This is a genomic window from Caldivirga sp. (assembly GCF_023256255.1).
GTDB lineage: Archaea > Thermoproteota > Thermoprotei > Thermoproteales > Thermocladiaceae > Caldivirga.
Map to the genome: position 1 here is coordinate 1 of NZ_JAGDXD010000022.1, position 19,268 is coordinate 19,268.

Sequence of the window (19,268 nt, forward strand, 5' to 3'; positions counted from 1 at the left end):
CCTAGGCAACAAGGCACTAAGCAAACCACGCAAAACACCCAAAGCCTCATCAAAGTTGCCGCCGCTAGACTCGGTGAATACGTTATCTAAGTCCTGGGTTATGGTTTGGTTAATTCTCTCACTCCAAGGCATGCCGTAAAGCTCAGCGGCAAGTATTAGCTGCTCCCTTGAGACGCTTGTGAAGGGAACCTTCTTGAAGGCCTCTGTTAATGCTTTAAGTAACTCAACCTTAACGGCATCATCATTAATAATCCTAGCTAATTCAAGGGCACTTGAGGCGTACGCCCAAAACCTCAGCGCTGAGTAATCCCTAGTAACAAGGTAGGGCTTACCAGCATTAATGCCCACTAATTCACCGAATGCAGCGTAGGGTGTGAACTCAGCCTCCACTGTATGTGAACCACTGGGTAGTGGAATGGACTTATGGTACCCGTCTAACTCAAAGTAGGGGGAACCATCAAGCTTAACTAATGCGCTACCCCTATAACCAATGACCACTAGTTCACTTGAATCACCAGCGTTAACACTTAGCTTAAACTTCCCATCACCAATAGTATCCCAGGTAAGTGGCTTTATGTTTCGGAATGAACTCGCAATCACAAATACTAGCCTTGCGCTAAGTTCATCAAATGACCTAGTAACCATACTAGGTGTTTAGGCATTACCTTAAAAGCTTAACCTCCTTAGATAATAGTAACCTCAAGGTATTTAAATACCTATTAGGCATGCTTGATTATGAAGCTTAAGGTTACTGAGGTTCTTGACTTAACCTGGAAGTTTTACAGAAGGTATGTATACTCATGGGAGATCAATATTGGTTTTATTACAGCCTTCATAGCCTTCGTACTTAGGGCCATTGCCTCAGGTTCATTAATGCCACTTGCATTAACGGGTCTAGTTAATTCACTGGAGAGCTCAGCATCAGGAGGTTCATTGAGTATTAGGGAGAGCGGGATAATGAACTCAATATTAATGATACTAGCAGCCACTATAATATACACAGCTACTGAATGGTTGTTTAAGCCATTTTGGAACACTATAACTAAGGCTATTGTTAATATTAAAAATGATGTCATAATGGAGATTAATGGCTCAAGAAACTCGAGGAACGTAAACGACATGGTTGGTAGGTTAGCTAGTGATGTAGACTTCGTAATGTGGAATATTGGAGGCATGTATACTACATTCACGCCCAACATACTGACAGCGGCAGTATCATTGGCAACAATATTTCAATTAAACCCAATGATAGGTGCCATGGCTGTTGCCGCAACGCCATTCTCCCTCCTAATAATGGAACCGTACATAAAGGGTGTTGAGGAAGCTAGACAAGTGGAGAGGGGAAGCTACAGTGAGGTTATTCACTTGATTAACGAGTACTTTAAGGGTAATGCTGAACCAGAGCAAATAAAGGAGGCACTAAATAAGTGGTATAAGGGCATGACCAAGCAAATCTTCTACGACAGAACTTACTGGTCTTCATCATTTGCGTACAGTTATGTAGTGCCATTGTTATTGACTATATTCGGGATCCATGAAGTCGAGAAAGGGAAGTTACCTGTAGGTAATCTGGTTGGCATAGTGTACGCAGGCCTAAACGTCTACTCACCATTAATAAACGCACTATGGGGCTTATGCGTATTAGCTCAAAACATGGTTCCAATGCGTAGAATAATGCAGTTAAGTGAGAATAATAAAGAGGTAGCAACTGCATCAATGCCGTAGGATTTGAGAGAAACAAGCCTTAGAATCAGCTGTAGTTCCTTTATTAACATCTAATGATTAATGATAATATGAGATAGAGATGGAATAAAAGAGAATTCAACTTTCATTACGATTATTAGCATTACTCAGCATTTACCAAGAATCTTCCTCCACTTCACAATACTCATTAATCCCAATAATAGTGTACGCATATTAAGGGGGTATGTTAACTGGGCTACTTAAATGAAACAATCTATGCGGGCTTAGGGCAACAATATTCTAAGGTAAATCAAACTACCCTTACCTAAAAGATCCTTCTCAGAATAAGGGACACATAGACAGGTAAGGGGCAGTAACGTATTTGTACTTTGTTTTTATGATTTAAAGACAATTGAATCATTCAATTTACTTTGAAGGATAGTGTACTATGCTATTAAACTAGGAGGAGGAAATAGTCCTGAGGGCTAAGTAGATTTAGGTGAAATTCCGAATAATTCTTATTAGTTGCTTGTGTGTTTTAATAATTGTGGATTTGATTGATCGGAGAAGGTTCATTAAACTCATGTTGAGTATGGGTGGTTTAGCGTTACTTAGTGGTTACGTTAGTAATCAGTTACCTGAAATTAGGGCCACTGGTGTTAAGGTGCCTCCTAATTCGCATGTATCTGCAGTTAGGAGTTATGGTGGAAATTCAACATCATCTAGCGTTGAGTTAACCCCTGAATACCTTTGGTATATTGTTCAAGTTGGTCCAACTCCATCAGTGAACTTAAACAATTATACCCTAGTCGTTGATGGTCTTGTTAATAATCCCCTTAAGTTAACTTACGATGAAATCACTTCATTACCATCCGTTGAAATCACAAATACTCTTCAATGCGTTTCGGATCCATACTTCCTAAAAGCCACGGTAAGATGGAGGGGTGTTAGATTAAGTACTATACTTAACATGGCGGGAATATCCAAGAACGCAGTTAAGATCATTGCCTATGGCGCAGATGGGTACACCAGTGATCTACCTCTCTGGAAGGCTATGGAGCCCGATACCCTAGTAGCCTACATGGCTGATGGAAACCCCTTACCTAAGAACCATGGTTATCCTGTTAGGCTAGTGGTACCTAGGTGGTGGGGGTATAAGAACGTTAAGTGGCTGGTTAAGTTAACGGTTACTGATGAGAATTACTTAGGCTACTGGGAATCCCTAGGTTACCCTGATATAGCTAAGAAGAACACTGGTGATTAGGGTAATGCGGATTAACGCAGTTAACCCAAATACAATAGGGATAATAATCCAAACTGAGGTTGCATCATTTGCACTACTCCTCAGCCTACAACCCCAGTTAACACCATACTTACTCCCCCTCATAGCGGCTACGGTAATTATACCTGACATAAACAAGAGCATATACTCCCCATCATTTCAAAGACAGACCGCATGGGTACTATTGGCGTTAGCAGTCATGGAGGCTATTACTGGGTTCGCGGCTGGACCCGTTTCATCGAATGTAATCTTTAAGGCAACCGGGGGCTTATTAACCAGGGGACTTAGCATTCAACTTCACATACTCCTAATAGATCCCTTAGCCTTCTTCTTCATACTGCACATAGCCAGCGGCATAGGATTATCATTGATTAGGCGTGGTATAAGGTGGCCACCACTATATAGGTTTATAATACCAATGTTACTCCTCATGGGCTTCGCTGCAGTGGTTTACCTTGATAGCCTAATGCTTTAGGGAATCTTAAGTTAAGTATACGTAAAGCGCCGTTAGCAGCAATAGGGCTATAACTAGGTAATCTAGGTGAGCTGGGTTAATTTTCATTAGGGTTATTGATAATCTGTTAATCATTAGCATTAGGCTCACTATGGATAATACACTTGCTAACACGTAGACTATGCTCAACAGGAACACGTATAAGCCACTTCACCAATAAGGCTAACGGGGCCAACAACAAAAACTGGAATAGGCACAATAGCAGAGGAGGAGGCTATGGGAAAGCTGAATTAACTATACCCGAATGAATAGGTGACTTATTAACTTGGTGTAGGAGGAGGACCAGTAAAGTAGAGGCAATGAGTATAATCAGTAATATCAGAATACCCTTACTCATGCACTAAATAACCACTAAAGATTTTAAAATCTTACTCCAAGGCATATACTCCTTGTTTTCAGTATTTCAATAACTTGTCGTTGGGTTTAAATATCCATATTCTATGATTTCTTAGTAACCAATCCCTAATAAAAAGGAGGGGAAAACTGTTGGTTTAAATGTAAGTAAAAGGACTTTAACATGAGTAATCATGTGACTAAGCCAAGGAAAATGCAAGTAAATAACAGTAATAAGGAGAGGAACATGATTATTAAAATCGTTAAGGCTATTAAAGATACGTAACTAAGCCATTATCATAGAATTAAGTATAGGAGATAAGGAATACTTAGATTTAGGTTATAACGGCATTTGAGTTTCCTTAATGTTACAAAATATGCGTAGAAAATTAAGAGTAAGGATTATTTGAAGGTGCAACCCCAGTAGCTAACCCATAGAAAGCTGGTACATAGTATGTTTGATTATTAATAGTTACTTCAATAATTAATGGTCCCCCTACTCCATATCCCATTCCATCTGCTATGGGGGTTATACGTCCCCACTCTTGCATTGTCTCATTATACATTAAACTGTTCTGTGTATTTGAATATATTACCTTAAAGTTCTCAGTTTCAAATCCATATGTGACTTGTTGCGTATCTTGTGAGGGTATAATTACATAGTCATAATTAGCATTGTTATTTATTATCAATATATCAGGGCGATTTTGATACGTGTATATTCCATTGTTTGCAGTTACGAATAATGTTGTTACATTATAACCGAATTTCTGAGCTAAATTCCGCATTCCGTAAATTAACTTATTTGGATCATTTGCATTACCTCCGAATTCTAGTGTGTATTCCCCTATTGGTTGTCCTTGTGGGTTTAGTAATTCTGCCTTCAGGATAGTGTATCCTGCATTTTGTCCGCTGGTTACATATTCTATTATTTTTGTTGGTTTGAATACTAGGTATTGGTAGTTTGGTAGGTTCTTGTCTAGTACTGGCTTCTCTATTAAACCCGGTGCGTATAGGTAGAGTAGGCTGTAAGCCACAATGCCTACCACAATGACCACTACAACCACTATTAAAAACCTACGCATGATTCACTAACTAGCTTAAACTTTTAAACATTGTCGCAACATGCTAGGAGTATACTTCAAGTGTCTTGACTCCTCGTGGTGTAGGCTCTAGGCTCAGTAGTCTTAATGTCATTAATCGTAAGTGCTTAGTCTTGTTGATTTGTAATGAGTTGAATAAACCATTCAATTCAAGAACCATTAAACTGGTAGCCGGGCCCGGATTCGAACCGGGGTCAGTGGGTCCAAAGCCCACCATCCTTGGCCGCTAGACGACCCGGCTCACTAGAAGCAATGAGGAAGCCCTTTAAAAACACTACCCAATGAAAACAATGTGTACTGTGTGATAATACTTCATTCATCACTGTGTTTAGGGTAGTTGGCTAGTATCCTATCAATGATCTGCGCAATGGCTTTCTCAACCTCAGATGGTGCTTGAGCCTCCTCTGGGTACTCCTCACCGTTATACTCACCTGGTAGTTTCCTGGTGGCGTCAAGCCCTAGCTTACTCCCTAAGCCTGGTATGGGGGTTGATGGGTCAAGTTCCTCCGTAGGGTATTCTGGCATTACTACTACGTCCCTTTGTGGGTTTAGGTTAGCGGCTATTGCATACGTAACCTCCTTCATGTTTTTAACGTCAATATCATGGTCAACCACCACCACTATCTTATTGAATACTGGTAGTAGGCCCCATAATGCCGCCATAATCCTCCTGGCTTGACCCGGGTACCTCTTCCTTATTGAAACCACCGTCCAGTAGCCAACTCCCTCGGGGGGCATGTAGACGTCAACCACCTCAGGTAGTAGTTGCCTTAGGAGAGGCTTCATTACCTCGGTACCGAATCTTATTATGTTCCCATCCTCAAGCACAGGTTTACCCGTAACTGTTACAGGCACCACTGGGTTCTCCCTTGAGTAAACTGCAGTCACCTTTACGACTGGATACTCTTTCACAATGGAGTAGTAGCCAACGTGGTCTCCAAAGGGCCCCTCCTTAACGTATTCCCCAGTTAACTTACCCTCAATCACAATCTCCGCGTTGGCCGGGTATTCGACGCTAATAGTGGAGCCGCCCGTTAACTCAATACCCTCACCCCTGATTACCCCCGTCACCAGGACCTTATCCAATGGGTGAGGTACTGGTACGCCAGCCATAAGCATGGTTACTGGGTCTGGGCCAAGCACTACGGCTACCTCGGTTTCACCAGCATCAGCGTACTGGCTACTCCTCCTCCAAGGCATCCAATGCATTATGAACTTATCCTTCCCAATAATTTGAAGCCTATAGTAGCCGAAGTTTGTTACATCACCGTGCTTAATGAATGATACTGCGAAGGTTAGGAACCTGCCTGGTTCCTTAGGCCATTGCCTTATTGCGGGTAGCCTGAATAAGTCAATGTTACCCCACTCATTCTCCTTAACGGGAGCCTTATTGATGAGCCTAGGGAAGTACCTTGAAATGCTCCTTAATTCGCCAAGGGACTTTAAGGCATCAATTATTCCTGTTGGTGGCCTAAGGCTTGTTAACTCACTAATCCTCTCAGCAGCCTTACCTGGCTCTACACCATTAAGAGCAGTTAAAATCCTACTCCACTTCCCGAATAAGTTACCTACAGCCGGCAGTGTGTTCTCCCTAGTCCTCTCAATCATCACTGCAGGCCCACCCCTGTACATTAACCCCCTCAGTAATGCCGGTAACTCTAGCTCAACGCTAATTGGTTCATTAACCCTAATTAACTCACCCTCAGCCTCCAATGCCCTCAAGTAACTCCTTAAGTCATTAAACACCATTAATCCATGTTTACACTAAGGTATTTAAGTGAACCGCCTATGCCAACTTTTAAAACCAACCCCTCAACCCCCCTCTTAATGAAGCTTAGGCCTTGGTTAATTTCCTTTAGTCCAACAACCCTGACTAGCGCCTTCTCCTCAGTTACCTTAGGCACAGCCCTCTCCTGGTACCTTAACGGTGTCTTTAAGCCGCTAATATACGTCATAACCCTGATAGCCATAATGCTTGCCCAAGCTGGGGTTAACCTGATTCATGATTACGTGGACTACAGGACAGGGGTTGATGTTCTCTATAGGGCTGGTGGATTCTCACATAGGCCTAACCCAATAATTGACCTAGGCCTTAACCCACGTAGCGTTAGGATGGTGGGCTACTTCTTCATTACGGTAACCATAGCCTCAGGCGTATACTTAGCCTTAGTGGTCGGTTTCCCAGTCCTAATACTAGGCTTAGCCGGTGTACTAATTGGGATTGGTTATAGTGAAGCCCCATTGAAACTGCATTATAGGGGGCTTGGTGAGGCTTTTGCGGCATTAGCCATGGGTCCATTAGTCACCTGGGGCTCTTACATTGTTCAAACGGGTATTTACCTTAACCCAGCACCATTAATAGTGGGTATACCTAATGGATTATTCACACTACTCATACTACTGGGTTCAGGGGCTCTTGAACTAGACGCCTCAAGGAGGGTGGGTAAGTTAACGCTGGTTCTGCTGCTGGGGTTGAGGAGGGTTAAGTACCTAGTGTACGGTATTATCGCGTTCATTTACTTAACCTTAATTGCATCGGCACTACTCGGCTACATACCTTACCTATCCCTAGTCTCCCTAATTTTGATTCCAAGAACCCTTAGGCTCGCAGGCCCACTACTAAGTGGTGATGAGGGGGAGGTTAGGAGGCGGTGGAGGGAGTTGAGGCTACTGTGGGCCGGTCCATTCAGCGTTAGGTTAATTATCCTAGCCATACTAATAGTATCAATGATTATTGTTAAACTAGCACCATGGATACCTTAAAAGAGTGGGCTTAAACCCTCACTAGTGATGAGTGAGCTCCGTGCATGAGTGAGTGATGAGTTTGAATCAGCTGATTAAGCCTCAAGACTCATTATTTATTAAGTCAAGCCCCTTAATCACCCATGGAGTGCGTTAACACAGTTAAGGGGCTAATGGAGAGTTTAGTTAAGGACGCCTACCCAGGTGCGTCGCTTGTAGTAAACGCTAATGGTGAAACCTTAATCAACATGACTGTTGGTTACGCTCAGCTAAAGCCCATTGAGAGACCCATGAGGGGTGGTATGCTTTTTGACTTAGCCTCCTTAACCAAGGCTTTATCAACATCATTAATAGTGATGAAACTAGTGGAGAAGGGGGCATTAAGCCTAAGCCAGAGAGTGTCTGAATTGATTCCTGAATTCAGTAGGACTAATGCAGGTGTTAATGATGCTAAGGATAAGGTTAGGGTTTGGATGCTTCTATCGCATACCTCAGGGTTACCAGCATGGTTACCCCTCTATAAGTCTGCCTCAAGTAGGGATGAGTTAATTAACCAAGCCATAACCTCCTTCCCCGTTTACGAACCAGGCTCCAAAGTGGTTTATAGTGACTTAAACTACATTGTCTTAACTGCACTAGTTGAGAGGATTACTGGCCAACGCATAGACTCATTATTCCAGGAAATGGTAGCTAAGCCCCTTAACTTAAGTAAGGCGCTCTATAATCCATTATCAAGGTTCAGTAAGGATGATGTAGTAGCCACTGAGTACGTTAATGGCGATGCACTAGTGGGTGTGGTTCATGATGAGAACGCAAGGGCCATGAATGGGGTTTCAGGGCACGCTGGGTTATTCGCCACCGCTGAGGATGCCGCCAAGATAGCGGATTCTCTACTTGAATCCTATAGGAATGGGGTATTCCTATCAAGGCCGAGCATTAAGGCGATGTGGACTCCCTGGGCATGTGGTGAATCATGCTATGGTCTTGGTTGGCAAATATACAGGAGGGGTGTGACCACCAGTGGTGGGGATTTTCTAACCGATGGTAAGGCTTTCGGCCACACTGGTTTCACTGGTACTTCCCTATGGATTGATGTTGAAATGGGGTTAACAATAGTTCTCTTCACTAATAGGGTTCATCCAAGTAGGGATAATAGGAGGATTGATTACGCTAGGCCTGTTTTACATAATGCAGCTGTGTCATGCGCTGATAAGTTAATCCACCACTAATGCCTAATCATTAATCTTATCTTAAGGTTAAAATGCCCTTAAGGCGCCTGCAAAATTGTTTTAACGTGATTTGAGCATTAACTGAGTTAACTACTCTTCCTCAAATTCTTCTCCCTGAGAGGCCTCCTCGGGCTGGGTCTCCTGACCGGTGGCGGTTGCTCCTTGCCCCGCCTCTGGGGCTAGTTCAGCAACTGCGAAGGATGGACCAACCCTCGTTATCTTAACCTTAACCTTCTCACCAGGTTTAGTGTTCGGTATGAAGATTATGAAGCCTCTTATCTTAGCAACACCATCGCCCCTCTTAGACACTTCAGTTACCTCCACTTCCACAACGTCACCGACTTTCACTGGTTTTGGACCACGGCCCCTTCGTCTAGGCCTTCCCCTATTCATTCCGGAACCTGTTGACGTCCGTATCGCCGTTAATCCAGCAATAGTCCCCTTAATAAATGTTTCGTATATGTGGTAGGTTAAGCATTACCCGGGTGGTCAATGGTAATATTCGTTTTAAATAAAGGTAAATTAATAATCATTAACCGTGAATCATCCTTATTATCCTCCTGTACTTTAAGTAGAGGGAGTAGTCTATGTAAACCTTATCCTCAAGCATCTCGCTGATTGTCCTAGCTAACTTAACCTTACCTGGCAATTGATCGGTGGTTTCAATGTAGAATGCGTTGGATCCTGCGCCGCTACCGAAGGTGACTACGATTATTCTTGAACCAGGCTTAGCCTCCTCAAGAACCTTAGCTAGCCCTAATAAGGCTGAGGCATTGTAAGTGTTACCTATTAAGTCAACAACAATACCTGGCTTAACCTTCTCAAGTGGGAAACCCAACATTTGGGCAACCCTCACCGGGAACCTGGCATTAGGCTGGTGGAAAACCGCGTAATCGAAGTCACTCGGCTTCATACCTAACTCATCCATTAACCCCTTAGCGGCACCCATTATGTGCTTGAAGTAGGCTGGCTCCCCCGTGAAACCCTCGCCGTGAACCGGATACGGTGAACCATCCCTCCTCCAGAAGTCAGGTGTATCGGATGCGTATGGGTAAGTGTACTTAATTTCAGCAGCCAGGTTACTTGAACCAATAATGTACGCAACCGCACCAGTACCCACGGTATACTCCAGGTGTTCCCCTGGTTCACCCTGGGATGAGTCCGTACCGACAGCTATACCGTACTTTATTGAATTAGCCTTAACCAGGCCCATTAGGTTAATTATTGCGTCTGAACCAGCCTTACAGGCAAACTCCATGTCCACTGAGTAAACCTGCCTACTTAAGCCGAGCGCATCAATTAATATTGATGATATTGGCTTAACGGCGTATGGCTTCGACTCCGTCCCAGCGAAGACGGCGCCAACTTCACTTGGCTTCACCCCAGCTCTAGTTAAAGCATCCCTAGATGCCTCAACAGCCATGGTTACTGGGTCCTCATCAATGTACCCAACAGCCTTCTCCTCAACAAGGTACATGTCCCTTATCCTGAGGGCATCATCCCCCCATGCCTCCGCTATTTCACGGGTCTTAATCCTGTACCTCGGTATGTAGGCGCCCCAACCAACTATGCCTACCGCCATCACCAACACCCCTTCACTGGCCTTAACTTAAAGCCGTAGTAAATTATACCGTAGTCACTGTCCTCCTTAACCCTCCTGAAAACTACCTCAACCTCAGTGTTATCACTAAGCTTCTCTGGATTGGGGCAGTCAACCAATTGCCCAAGTACCCTAACTCCATTCAAGTCAACTATACCGAATATTAATGGCCTCTGCTTCTCGAAGTCTGACGTGACGCTCCTAAGCACAGTGAATTCAATTAACTTACCCCTCCTCGGTAACTCAACTTCATCAAACTCCCTTGAACCACATTCGCAAACAGCCCTAGGTGGGAAGTAAACCCTGCCGCATTTCCTGCATTTAAGGGCGGTAAGCCTATAGTACTGTGGTATCCTCCTCCAGTATTTTGGTACTGATAGGGATTGGTCAACCATACTACTTCACCACCTTAAGCATGAAGACTACGCTCTCCTGATCCACACCAACCATGTCCTCAACCACAGCAGCCTCGGCGTTTAAGCCATTAAATGGTTTATCACCCCTAAGCTGCATTGTTACGCTGGCTAACTGGTAAACACCTGAAGCACCCATTGAATTACCCACTGCCTTTAAACCACCATCTAAGTTAACCATAACCTTACCCCCTGGATCAAAGTAACCCTCATTAAGGAGCCTTAACGCACTACCCCTCTTACATAACCCCAGGGACTCCAAAGCCAGGACTCCAAGTATACTATATGTGTCGTGGACGCTTACTATGCCGTTGAAATCATTAAGTGGGTTAAGTGCCTTAACAGCCTCAGTAACTGACATTAGCACAGTGTAGTCGTTCCTAGATGCGAAGTATGAGTTTGATGCACCGAAACCATAGCCCAATACACCCACTGCCTGATCCTTGGAGTTGGGCTTACTGCATAGTACTAGGGCTGCTGCACCATCGACGAAGGGTGAGACATCGTAGAGCCTTAATGGATCGGCCACAAGCTCTGAGTCAAGTACATCCTTTAACTTAGCTGCCTTCTTAAAGTAGGCGAAGGGTGTTTTTGATCCCCTCTCATGCATTTTAATAGCCCATGTAGCTAAGTCCTCGTACTTATACTCGTAACTCCTCATGTACTGCTTAGCCATTAACGCAGCTAAGACTACTGGGGTTGCCCCGAAGTATGATTCATAGTCGGAGTCAAGTAGATATGATGCATACTTATTCTGCTTAAGCGAGGTGACTTCATGGGGCTTATCAACGCCAACCAGTAGTACGCATCCATCATTCATTGATGCCACGTGGTTTAACGCAACCATGAACGCGAAACCCCCTGAACCATCACCATTCTCCACCCTTATGGATGGCGCATTCCTAATGCCTGAATAATCCCTGAGGACATTACCTATCGCCATTTGCTCCCCGGCTAGTTCAGAGAGAGCGGATGCAATGTAGATTGCCTTAATGTCGGGGTTACCTGCGGATTCAAGGGCCTTTAAAGCAGCCTCGGCGAATAATTCCCTATAACCCTTATCGTAGTATCTACCTGGAGGGATAATGTGTACTCCATTTATATAGCCTAATGCCGAAATGCTCATCGACTTTCCCTTTCACATAAAGCTTAATAAATATTACACCGTGCTTAAAACAAGACACCATTATGGTGTTAACGCTAATTAAAGTTCAATGTGCATTATCGTGAAGCATCAGTTCAGTAAACCTTAAAAGTTAAACGCAAAAATAGTGTGTTTACATATGGTTAGTGTTCATGGTTTCATGATTGGAAGAAGCCTAGTTCTCGGTGATGCTGAACCAGCCTTAACAATACCTTCAATATACGTTACTGATGATGTAGGCAATACTAGAATTAAGAAGGCCATTAACGAGACTGGGGGTGACTTAGTGTTATCGAGTTACGTTAAGTTACCCGTCAGGGATAAGGCTGTTGAGTCAAGTGTACTTAACTTAACGGGTAACGTTAGTAACATTACTACACTCATCAATGAGTTAATTAGGGTTAGTAAACTAACCGTAGTTATCGTTGGTTGGCAACCTGATAAGGGGTGGTCAACAACCCCTCTCTTCACCAGTGAATTAAGTGTAATTAGGAATAAGGTTAAGGCATTTGCCTCCCTATTCCCTCACGACGTGTTTGAGTTAAGTGATAGGTACATTTACGTACTGTACATTAATCATCCCTCAGGCTAATGCGTTAAAGCAGCCACTACGCTTAGCCTTATTAGCCATTGTGTGGGCATGCAGTATTGGTTCAGGCATTCTATCCCTTAGGCATAGCCCTGAAATTAAAGTGAGGGCATCATTAAGCGTAACCATGTTGCCTACGCTTACGTAGACCTCATGACTACCGCATTTAACTACACCGCCAATAACCTCCCCATTACTTGGATCAAGTATTAGGGATTCCCTAACCTCACCGTAGAGTAATGATTTTGCAACTCCAATGGTTGGTAAACCCATTACAACCCCGAAGTGCGCGGCTATGCCAAGCCTATAGGGGTGGGCTATCCCATGACCATCAATTAACACAACCTGGGGTCTTCTACTAAGCCTCATGAAGGCCTTAATCATGGGTGAAAGTTCCCTGAATGATAATAGTGTTGGCACGTATGGGAACGTAACCTCACCTTCATAGCACCCATACTCAATAACGTGACTCAGCCTTATTGAGTAGGTTGCGGCCACTGAGTAGGCGTAATTACCCTTATACGCCACATCAATGCCTGTAATGAGGTCTATGGGTTGCTTCAACGGTGTAGTCACCACCATTGAGGCTAGCCTCCTCTGAACCATGCGTGCAGCCTCAAGGTTAAAGCCCCTTGGTATCCTTGACTTAACGTAATTCTCGCTAATAGTCCTCTTAACCATTCGGTTAATTCACCGATTAAACCAGGTTGAACTACCCTTTATTGGTTTCCCACAGCGTCCTCTTAGGTTTAAGCAATGATGAGCCCTAATGATTATTCAATGATGCTAATTCCTTAGACATCTCTATTATTCTCTTAACTATACTAGTGGTGCTGCATAGTTGGCAATTAACCATGTTAGGCATCCTAACAACCTCAACATTAATGCCTCTACTCCTCAAGGCCCTCCTAATCTCATCCTCAGTGAAGGGTTGGTTAGGCCCAAGGAGTATTACGTCAGGCTTCTCCTCCTCAACAACCCTGAACATGTCGTCCCCGTAACCAACCCTAGCCTTAGTCACGTACTCTAAAGCCCCAAGTACCTCAGCCCTTTGCTTAGCTGGTATTATAGGCTCCCTACCCTTAATCCGCCTAACGCTCTCATCAGTGGATACTACGGCTACAACCCTACCTAAACTCCAAGCGTACTTGAGGTAACCTATGTGGCCTGGGTGTATTATATCAAATGTACCGGCTACGAAAACCTTCCTTGAGGCTGACTTAGCTAGTTCACTCGGCTTCCTCCAATTAACATCACTTAGCTTAAGGATTCTTAAGGCGTCCAATAGGCCCTCTGCATATGATATTGTCGCTAGGGCAGTCTCATAATCACCAACCTTGAAGTAATGTAAAGTATCCTTAAGGTAAGCCTCAGCCAATTCAATTAATTCACCAATATCCCCATTTCCATTAGTACCCTTGCGCAGTGCCTCAATGGCCTGCTCAACGTTTCTAACATAAGTCATTACTCTATCGGCTAAGGCATTCATTAATTGCCTAATGTTACGCCGGGTTAAAAACGCTTGCGACTAAACAATACGTATCACGGTGCGGATACGTTAATGGGGTTAGAGCACGATTGAATCGCTTAGGCAACTTCACAATGCTTAAATAGGTGCCTCTACAATAATGATACATGAACATACTTCAAGCCCTCGCCCTACTAATAATAGTAATCGCAGTACTCTCATCATCATTATCCCTTTACTTTGAGGTTAAGTACTGGAGGAGTTTAAGGGACCCTAATGATGATGTTAAGTACCCATCTGTCACAGTAATCATGCCAGTCAGGGGCATTGACCAGAACCTTGAAGGCAACATTAAAAGCGTCTTAGAGCAGAAGTACCCTGCAGCAAGAGAGTACTTATTCATTATTGATGATGCTGATGACCCAGCCTACGGCTTAGTAAGCGGCATCACGAAACACTACAGTAATGCAAGGGTCATTATTAATAACGGCGGCTTCAATAAGGGTTCAGCATTAGCTAAGGGTATTAGTGAAGCTAAGGGTGATGTAATAGTTATTGTTGATAGTGACGCCTATGTTCATGATGAGTGGTTAATTAACCTAGTTAAGTTACTTAAGGCTGGTTTAGGAGCAGCAACAACGTACAGGTTCTACGTACCATTAAGTAGGTTAAACCTTGGTTTACTGCTTAAGGCCAGTTTTAACATGATTGGGATAACTGCAATGCAGAATGAGAAGGCTAGGTTCACTTGGGGAGGATCAACGGCAATTTGGAGAAGCCTAATGGTGAAGTGGGGTGTAGTAAAGTATCTGCCCTACTACCTCAGTGATGATTACGTGTTAACGCACATGGTTCATAGAGATGGATTAAAGGTAGGCTTTACACCAAGGTCAATTGTAATAACACCGGAGAACACTGGGATTAGGGATGCCTTTAAATGGGCTGTTAGGCAACTCTGGTATGTTAAGGTATACAGCTTTAACGGTTTCATGCTCTATGCTGCATCGTATACGCTTTACGCAGTAACGCTGCCATCAGCGTTAGCATTATCGGTGTTCATTAATTGGATTATACTGCTTGGACTAGCACCCTACCTAATTGGGGTGGTTAAGGACTACTACAGGATTAGTAGGATTAGGACTCAGAACATCTTCTATGCTAGGAATATTGGGATTAAATACACCTATGCCTTAGCTGCCACATCAATACTTAATGTCTACTTCTCCTGGCTTGCATTAATCGTAACCATGTTCACTAAGTCCATTAACTGGAGAGGTAGAGTATTTACAATTAATGACGTTAGGAGGGGTATTGAATTAATGCCCCTTCCTTAATTAACTCGCTAATGGTAAGGGGGTATACTCCATGAGGGTATGCCTAAATTAAGTGATGAGAGGTTAATTAGGGATGAAGGTTAGTGGGCCCGCCGGGACTTGAACCCGGGATCTCCCGCTCTCCAAGCTAACTGCTCGTAAGGCGGACATCCTAACCAAGCTAGACTACGGGCCCTCTTTCTATGGGCCATTGGTTCACGGTTTATTAAGCTTTAACCTTCATGCGTGTTAAAAATGCTTTAATCAATTTAAGCAGCAGTTTAATTAGCGTAATGTACTGGAAACGCGTATTGAGTTAGCGGCCTTAGTATCATATTTAAATAGGAGGTAGGTATGGGGTTCTTAATGATGTTTCATAGAGAGTTAGCAATGATATATGAGGCTAATGGTAAAACAATAGTTGAATTCATCATTAGGCTTAGTGAAGATAGGCCAGGCATATTAGCAGCCATATCTGACGTCTTCGCTGAGAATGGGGTAAACATAGTTAATGCATCCTTCAATAGGCTTCAGAAGATGATTCACGTTGTTGCTGACTTCACTAACTCAGTGTCTTCAATTGGTGATGTTGAGAACATGCTTAGGAAATTCTCCTTCGTCTATGATGTTATGGAGAAGGTGCTTAATAATGACTCATACGTTATGGCAACGTTATCAATACCAACATTCAACAATAACTACGTATTAGCCATAGACCATGATGTCTTTGAGAACCAGGTGAATGAACTATTATTAGGCATATTGAAGAGTTTAGGGAAGAAGGATGGTGAATTAATTCTAGGCATGTATGGCTCCTTTAAAGCCAGTGAACTAAGCATTCTCCAGTTAAGGGGCTTAGGTAGAGTTCAAGTGCAGTCAACAGGTAATGTAACCATTGTTAAGGTCTGCCGCGAGAACCTTAATGAGGAGTTCTCTAAACTAATCTTAAGCTATCTTGAGGGCTTCACCGGGTTATTTAATGCTAAGATTCAGGGACAAGGTATAAGTGAATCATGCCTACAAGTTAAGATAACTACTGCATAATACCTCTTTAGTTTACGGGCCTACACTAAGTGTTGGATCATCAATAGTGACTACTGAAGCCTTAGGTAATATTTATGATCACAATTCACTGGATGCTTAAATCTCATGTTAGAGAAATAATTTACCTTATCTTAAAGTGTGAGGCTTACTGCTTGTTTTACTAAGTATTTCATTGAATTGAAAGGTAACTAATCATTCAACCCCAAGAATTCTCTTAAGTCCTGGGTAAGCCTCGAATAGCTGCTCCTGCATGGCTATCGTGTAGTACTGTATTATTATCTCCACCATTAGTATTAGCCCTATTCCAGTACCGTAAACCCCTAGGATATCCCCTAAGGCAGCAATGAAACCTGCCAGTAAGCCACTGGTGAATGTTAAGGAGTTAACGTACCTCTTCAAGTGTATTGCCAGCGACCTTGCAGATGCCCTGAAGCCGGGTATTGATAGGCCACTTGAAACCATTGTCCTGGCTTGATCCTCAGCGCTTAATCCAGCTAGGTTAACCCACAGGTATGCGAATACTACAGATAATGCTACATACATAAGTATGTGGACGACCACGTACTGAGGGGTCATGTTATAGGGTATCACGGTGAAGTAGTATATTAGGGATGTGGGGCATGGTTCATTAACGGTGCCGAACTTAGCTGTTGTAATAACCCTTATGCAGGCTATTGAGTTTAATAGGGCGTTTGCATTATGGGGATTGTAGGTTGCCCAGACGAAGTAGAGTCCATTGTATATTAAGGCAACTGTGTACGCTGTGAATATTATCGGTAAAACTGAGACATACATTACCTTGAATGGGTACGACATCTTGTAGCCACCATACTGAACAAAGGATAATGGTATCCTAACCTCCATTAACTCAACGTACGCTATGAATCCACCTAAAACTATTGTTGAAATTAACCCTACTAAGCCAGGTAGGTTAAACCTGTAGATTATTGATAATAATGGTACAAGCGTATGAGAAACTGCGGCATTGTATATTGCCGCTACGAGAGCTGGTACAATACCTAGTAATTCCCCTGCGCCAACAGTTACCGGCATGAATGTGGACTGGAATATTGACCTAATTATGCTTATTAATATGAAGAGCGATATGCCGCTTCCGATACCCCAACCCTTAGATATTAGGTCATCAAGCAGTATTACTATTACCGCCCCGAAGAGCATTTGAAGCCATACGACGAAGGCTAATCCGGCATTAGCCACTGTTAACTGATGAGTTGACATTATGAAGGCACCCTCAAACATTGCTATTACCACAGCAACAAGTTTCGTTAATGCCGTGAATCTTGCCTGATCCTGGGGATCATTTAAATCAACATCCATCAATTCCGAGAACGCAACAAGCTCCATTATTATGCCAGCTATTATTATTGGGCCTATACCTAACTGTGCTAGGGTACCGTTAGTTGAAGCGAATATTATAGCCACAAGTGGGTTAAAGAGCGGGCTACTTGATGATGCTACAATACCGTACAGTGGGGTTACTGATAGGAGTAGGTAGACTGTGGCCGCTAGGAAAGTCCATATTAACCTACTGCCCAGCGTAACAGGCCTATTAGGCCTAGGGACAGTGGGCATTAGCGTTAAGAGCGGTTCCACTAACTCTATGAATCGCTTGGACGCCACAGTTTCACCTAAAATTACTGGGATTAATAAGGTTTATTAGAGGGCATTGCAACTATGAACTATCAATATGTTAATATTAACTGGAGCGTATCCACTCATTTACACCATGAGCTTAAGGCTAGTTGCGGATGATTAATAATTAGGCTTACGCGCCTTGTTGAGTGCTCGTGAGCCTTATGTGACCTAAGTACTTTTCAAGTAACCCAGCCTGTTTAAGTAGGTCACATACCCTGCACACGTTCCCTGAGGTTGGGAAACCACAGTAGGTGCATTTATTGAGCTTAACCTGCCCCTTAAACCTCTCATTAATCATCCTTGAGAGCTCATCACCAAAGGACACCATGGAGTACTTAACGTTTGGATTATCCCTCTCCCACCTGGCTAGGGTGAATTTAAGTTCATAGCGTGGATTATTGTAAACAAAGGGGCATTCAATGGTCATTAACGGTATCCCATGGTAGTAGGCGTATAAGGCCACCTCCTCCTCCCTAATGAACCTCAGGGGCTTAATCCTAGGTATGAACTCCTCCTCAACAACATCATTACTTGGGGTGGCTCCAAACCAAGCGAAGCGCTTAATATCATTACTAGTTACGTTGAGGAGCACGGTTTGAGCCTCATCATCAAGATTATGCCCCGTGGCTATCTTAGTTAAGTTAAGCATCTTACCTACAATATTCATTGCCCTCCGCCTCATGACACCGCATATGGTGCACATGTGAGCATTAACACCCTTCCCCCATAATCCCTGGGCAATGTCGAACGCCGTTACTCCAAATAATTCACTGAACCTGAACACCCTATACCCTATGTTGAATTCCTCAGTTAACTTAGCTACATAATCCGTTGAGTTAGCCCTCCTAACGCAACTGTAGGGTTGTCCCTCATCAATACTGAAGGCTATTAACTCAACATCCTTAGGTATCCTACCCAGTCTCCTCAACTTACCCAACAAATACATTAGCACTAGGCTGTCTTTACCACCACTTACAGCTATACCAACCCTATCACCACTTACTATTAACCTATATCTCCTCACCGTCCTAGCTACAGTATCCTCAATGGAGCTGAATAGGCAGTTTAAGCATAGTTTCTCACCACTGGATGCCTTAAGGTACCTTGCCTCCCTAACACCGCACCTATCACATAAAGTAACCATACTACCGCACT

The 19,268-nt window shown here is 43.4% G+C and carries 19 protein-coding genes, 2 tRNA genes and 1 pseudogene; 8 read left to right on the forward strand and 14 right to left on the reverse strand.

Features of this window, described 5'->3' with window-relative positions; translation table 11 throughout:
• Positions 1–645: pseudogene (locus Q0C29_RS03255) on the reverse strand (alpha-mannosidase); the annotation flags it as partial.
• Between the two features lie 90 nt (positions 646–735).
• On the opposite strand from Q0C29_RS03255, the gene Q0C29_RS03260 reads away from it, so the two are divergent.
• The 3 genes from Q0C29_RS03260 to Q0C29_RS03270 all read left to right on the forward strand — a co-directional run bounded on the left by Q0C29_RS03260 (position 736) and on the right by Q0C29_RS03270 (position 3,440).
• Entirely contained in the window at positions 736–1,725 is a 990-nt protein-coding gene (locus Q0C29_RS03260) for an ABC transporter transmembrane domain-containing protein (RefSeq protein WP_291999230.1), read from the forward strand.
• A 505-nt stretch (positions 1,726–2,230) separates the two neighbouring features.
• The gene (locus Q0C29_RS03265; protein WP_291999231.1) at positions 2,231–2,947 is read left to right on the forward strand and encodes a molybdopterin-dependent oxidoreductase; all 717 of its coding nucleotides are present in this window, start codon (positions 2,231–2,233) and stop codon (positions 2,945–2,947) included.
• Between the two features lie 4 nt (positions 2,948–2,951).
• Positions 2,952–3,440, forward strand: coding sequence for a hypothetical protein (locus tag Q0C29_RS03270; RefSeq protein ID WP_291999232.1), 489 nt, complete (start codon positions 2,952–2,954; stop codon positions 3,438–3,440).
• Positions 3,441–3,446: 6 nt separating this feature from the next.
• On the opposite strand, the gene Q0C29_RS03275 is transcribed toward Q0C29_RS03270, so the two are convergent.
• The 4 genes from Q0C29_RS03275 to Q0C29_RS03290 form a co-directional block, all read right to left on the reverse strand.
• Positions 3,447–3,617: a hypothetical protein gene (locus tag Q0C29_RS03275; RefSeq protein ID WP_291999233.1), complete on the reverse strand. Its 171-nt coding sequence runs from the start codon at positions 3,615–3,617 to the stop codon at positions 3,447–3,449.
• 584 nt (positions 3,618–4,201) lie between these two features.
• Positions 4,202–4,897 carry a hypothetical protein gene (locus Q0C29_RS03280; RefSeq protein ID WP_291999234.1) on the reverse strand — a complete coding sequence of 232 codons (696 nt, stop codon included), beginning with the start codon at positions 4,895–4,897 and terminating at the stop codon, positions 4,202–4,204.
• A 183-nt stretch (positions 4,898–5,080) separates the two neighbouring features.
• A tRNA-Gln gene (locus Q0C29_RS03285) sits at positions 5,081–5,156 on the reverse strand.
• 71 nt (positions 5,157–5,227) lie between these two features.
• Positions 5,228–6,664, reverse strand: a complete 1,437-nt coding sequence (locus Q0C29_RS03290) for a UbiD family decarboxylase (protein ID WP_291999235.1) — start codon at positions 6,662–6,664, stop codon at positions 5,228–5,230.
• Between the two features lie 78 nt (positions 6,665–6,742).
• On the opposite strand from Q0C29_RS03290, the gene Q0C29_RS03295 reads away from it, so the two are divergent.
• Together Q0C29_RS03295 and Q0C29_RS03300 are read left to right on the forward strand one after the other, a co-directional pair.
• Positions 6,743–7,678, forward strand: coding sequence for a prenyltransferase (locus Q0C29_RS03295; protein WP_291999236.1), 936 nt, complete (start codon positions 6,743–6,745; stop codon positions 7,676–7,678).
• A gap of 122 nt (positions 7,679–7,800) precedes the next feature.
• Entirely contained in the window at positions 7,801–8,886 is a 1,086-nt protein-coding gene (locus Q0C29_RS03300) for a serine hydrolase (RefSeq protein ID WP_291999237.1), read from the forward strand.
• Between the two features lie 90 nt (positions 8,887–8,976).
• Here Q0C29_RS03300 and Q0C29_RS03305 read toward each other — a convergent pair whose 3' ends face one another.
• The 4 genes from Q0C29_RS03305 to Q0C29_RS03320 all read right to left on the reverse strand — a co-directional run bounded on the left by Q0C29_RS03305 (position 8,977) and on the right by Q0C29_RS03320 (position 12,025).
• Positions 8,977–9,279 (reverse strand): TRAM domain-containing protein, encoded by a 303-nt coding sequence (locus Q0C29_RS03305; RefSeq protein WP_367173608.1) that lies wholly within the window; start codon positions 9,277–9,279, stop codon positions 8,977–8,979.
• 139 nt (positions 9,280–9,418) lie between these two features.
• On the reverse strand, positions 9,419–10,468 hold the full coding sequence (locus Q0C29_RS03310; RefSeq protein WP_291999238.1) for a hydroxymethylglutaryl-CoA synthase: 1,050 nt from the start codon (positions 10,466–10,468) through the stop codon (positions 9,419–9,421).
• Positions 10,468–10,881: a Zn-ribbon domain-containing OB-fold protein gene (locus tag Q0C29_RS03315; RefSeq protein ID WP_291999239.1), complete on the reverse strand. Its 414-nt coding sequence runs from the start codon at positions 10,879–10,881 to the stop codon at positions 10,468–10,470. Before Q0C29_RS03315 ends, Q0C29_RS03310 begins: the two co-directional genes overlap by 1 nt.
• Position 10,882: 1 nt before the next feature.
• On the reverse strand, positions 10,883–12,025 hold the full coding sequence (locus tag Q0C29_RS03320) for a thiolase family protein (RefSeq protein WP_291999240.1): 1,143 nt from the start codon (positions 12,023–12,025) through the stop codon (positions 10,883–10,885).
• Positions 12,026–12,182: 157 nt separating this feature from the next.
• Between Q0C29_RS03320 and Q0C29_RS03325 the strand changes: the two genes are divergently transcribed.
• The gene (locus Q0C29_RS03325) at positions 12,183–12,635 is read left to right on the forward strand and encodes a hypothetical protein (protein ID WP_291999241.1); all 453 of its coding nucleotides are present in this window, start codon (positions 12,183–12,185) and stop codon (positions 12,633–12,635) included.
• On the opposite strand, the gene Q0C29_RS03330 is transcribed toward Q0C29_RS03325, so the two are convergent.
• Both Q0C29_RS03330 and Q0C29_RS03335 read right to left on the reverse strand, forming a co-directional pair.
• On the reverse strand, positions 12,627–13,313 hold the full coding sequence (locus tag Q0C29_RS03330; protein ID WP_291999242.1) for an endonuclease V: 687 nt from the start codon (positions 13,311–13,313) through the stop codon (positions 12,627–12,629). The genes Q0C29_RS03325 and Q0C29_RS03330 overlap by 9 nt on opposite strands.
• 85 nt (positions 13,314–13,398) lie before the next feature.
• Positions 13,399–14,121, reverse strand: coding sequence for a cytidylyltransferase family protein (locus tag Q0C29_RS03335; RefSeq protein WP_291999243.1), 723 nt, complete (start codon positions 14,119–14,121; stop codon positions 13,399–13,401).
• A 146-nt stretch (positions 14,122–14,267) separates the two neighbouring features.
• Between Q0C29_RS03335 and Q0C29_RS03340 the strand changes: the two genes are divergently transcribed.
• Positions 14,268–15,434, forward strand: a complete 1,167-nt coding sequence (locus Q0C29_RS03340; RefSeq protein WP_291999244.1) for a glycosyltransferase family 2 protein — start codon at positions 14,268–14,270, stop codon at positions 15,432–15,434.
• An 84-nt stretch (positions 15,435–15,518) separates the two neighbouring features.
• Here the strand turns inward: Q0C29_RS03340 and Q0C29_RS03345 are convergent.
• Positions 15,519–15,609: transfer RNA gene (locus Q0C29_RS03345), tRNA-Val, on the reverse strand.
• Between the two features lie 170 nt (positions 15,610–15,779).
• On the opposite strand from Q0C29_RS03345, the gene Q0C29_RS03350 reads away from it, so the two are divergent.
• Entirely contained in the window at positions 15,780–16,457 is a 678-nt protein-coding gene (locus tag Q0C29_RS03350) for an ACT domain-containing protein (protein WP_291999245.1), read from the forward strand.
• A gap of 192 nt (positions 16,458–16,649) precedes the next feature.
• Here the strand turns inward: Q0C29_RS03350 and secY are convergent, their stop codons facing one another.
• Entirely contained in the window at positions 16,650–18,098 is a 1,449-nt protein-coding gene (gene secY, locus Q0C29_RS03355; protein ID WP_291999246.1) for a preprotein translocase subunit SecY, read from the reverse strand.
• A 145-nt stretch (positions 18,099–18,243) separates the two neighbouring features.
• On the reverse strand, positions 18,244–19,257 hold the full coding sequence (locus Q0C29_RS03360; RefSeq protein ID WP_291999247.1) for a TIGR00269 family protein: 1,014 nt from the start codon (positions 19,255–19,257) through the stop codon (positions 18,244–18,246).
• Positions 19,258–19,268: the final 11 nt, after the last annotated feature.

What these genes read in the sequence shown, in the direction of transcription:
- Q0C29_RS03295 (WP_291999236.1), top strand. Translation starts at nt 6,743, where the DNA reads ATGAAGCTTAGGCCTTGGTTAATTTCCTTTAGTCCAACAACCCTGACT.
- Q0C29_RS03325 (WP_291999241.1), top strand. Translation starts at nt 12,183, where the DNA reads ATGGTTAGTGTTCATGGTTTCATGATTGGAAGAAGCCTAGTTCTCGGT.
- Q0C29_RS03270 (WP_291999232.1), top strand. Translation starts at nt 2,952, where the DNA reads ATGCGGATTAACGCAGTTAACCCAAATACAATAGGGATAATAATCCAA.
- Q0C29_RS03280 (WP_291999234.1), bottom strand. Translation starts at nt 4,897, where the DNA reads ATGCGTAGGTTTTTAATAGTGGTTGTAGTGGTCATTGTGGTAGGCATT.
- Q0C29_RS03305 (WP_367173608.1), bottom strand. Translation starts at nt 9,279, where the DNA reads ATGAATAGGGGAAGGCCTAGACGAAGGGGCCGTGGTCCAAAACCAGTG.
- Q0C29_RS03290 (WP_291999235.1), bottom strand. Translation starts at nt 6,664, where the DNA reads ATGGTGTTTAATGACTTAAGGAGTTACTTGAGGGCATTGGAGGCTGAG.
- Q0C29_RS03260 (WP_291999230.1), top strand. Translation starts at nt 736, where the DNA reads ATGAAGCTTAAGGTTACTGAGGTTCTTGACTTAACCTGGAAGTTTTAC.
- Q0C29_RS03320 (WP_291999240.1), bottom strand. Translation starts at nt 12,025, where the DNA reads ATGAGCATTTCGGCATTAGGCTATATAAATGGAGTACACATTATCCCT.
- Q0C29_RS03310 (WP_291999238.1), bottom strand. Translation starts at nt 10,468, where the DNA reads ATGGCGGTAGGCATAGTTGGTTGGGGCGCCTACATACCGAGGTACAGG.
- Q0C29_RS03350 (WP_291999245.1), top strand. Translation starts at nt 15,780, where the DNA reads ATGATGTTTCATAGAGAGTTAGCAATGATATATGAGGCTAATGGTAAA.
- Q0C29_RS03330 (WP_291999242.1), bottom strand. Translation starts at nt 13,313, where the DNA reads ATGGTTAAGAGGACTATTAGCGAGAATTACGTTAAGTCAAGGATACCA.
- Q0C29_RS03360 (WP_291999247.1), bottom strand. Translation starts at nt 19,257, where the DNA reads ATGGTTACTTTATGTGATAGGTGCGGTGTTAGGGAGGCAAGGTACCTT.
- Q0C29_RS03300 (WP_291999237.1), top strand. Translation starts at nt 7,801, where the DNA reads ATGGAGTGCGTTAACACAGTTAAGGGGCTAATGGAGAGTTTAGTTAAG.
- Q0C29_RS03315 (WP_291999239.1), bottom strand. Translation starts at nt 10,881, where the DNA reads ATGGTTGACCAATCCCTATCAGTACCAAAATACTGGAGGAGGATACCA.
- Q0C29_RS03335 (WP_291999243.1), bottom strand. Translation starts at nt 14,121, where the DNA reads ATGAATGCCTTAGCCGATAGAGTAATGACTTATGTTAGAAACGTTGAG.
- Q0C29_RS03340 (WP_291999244.1), top strand. Translation starts at nt 14,268, where the DNA reads ATGAACATACTTCAAGCCCTCGCCCTACTAATAATAGTAATCGCAGTA.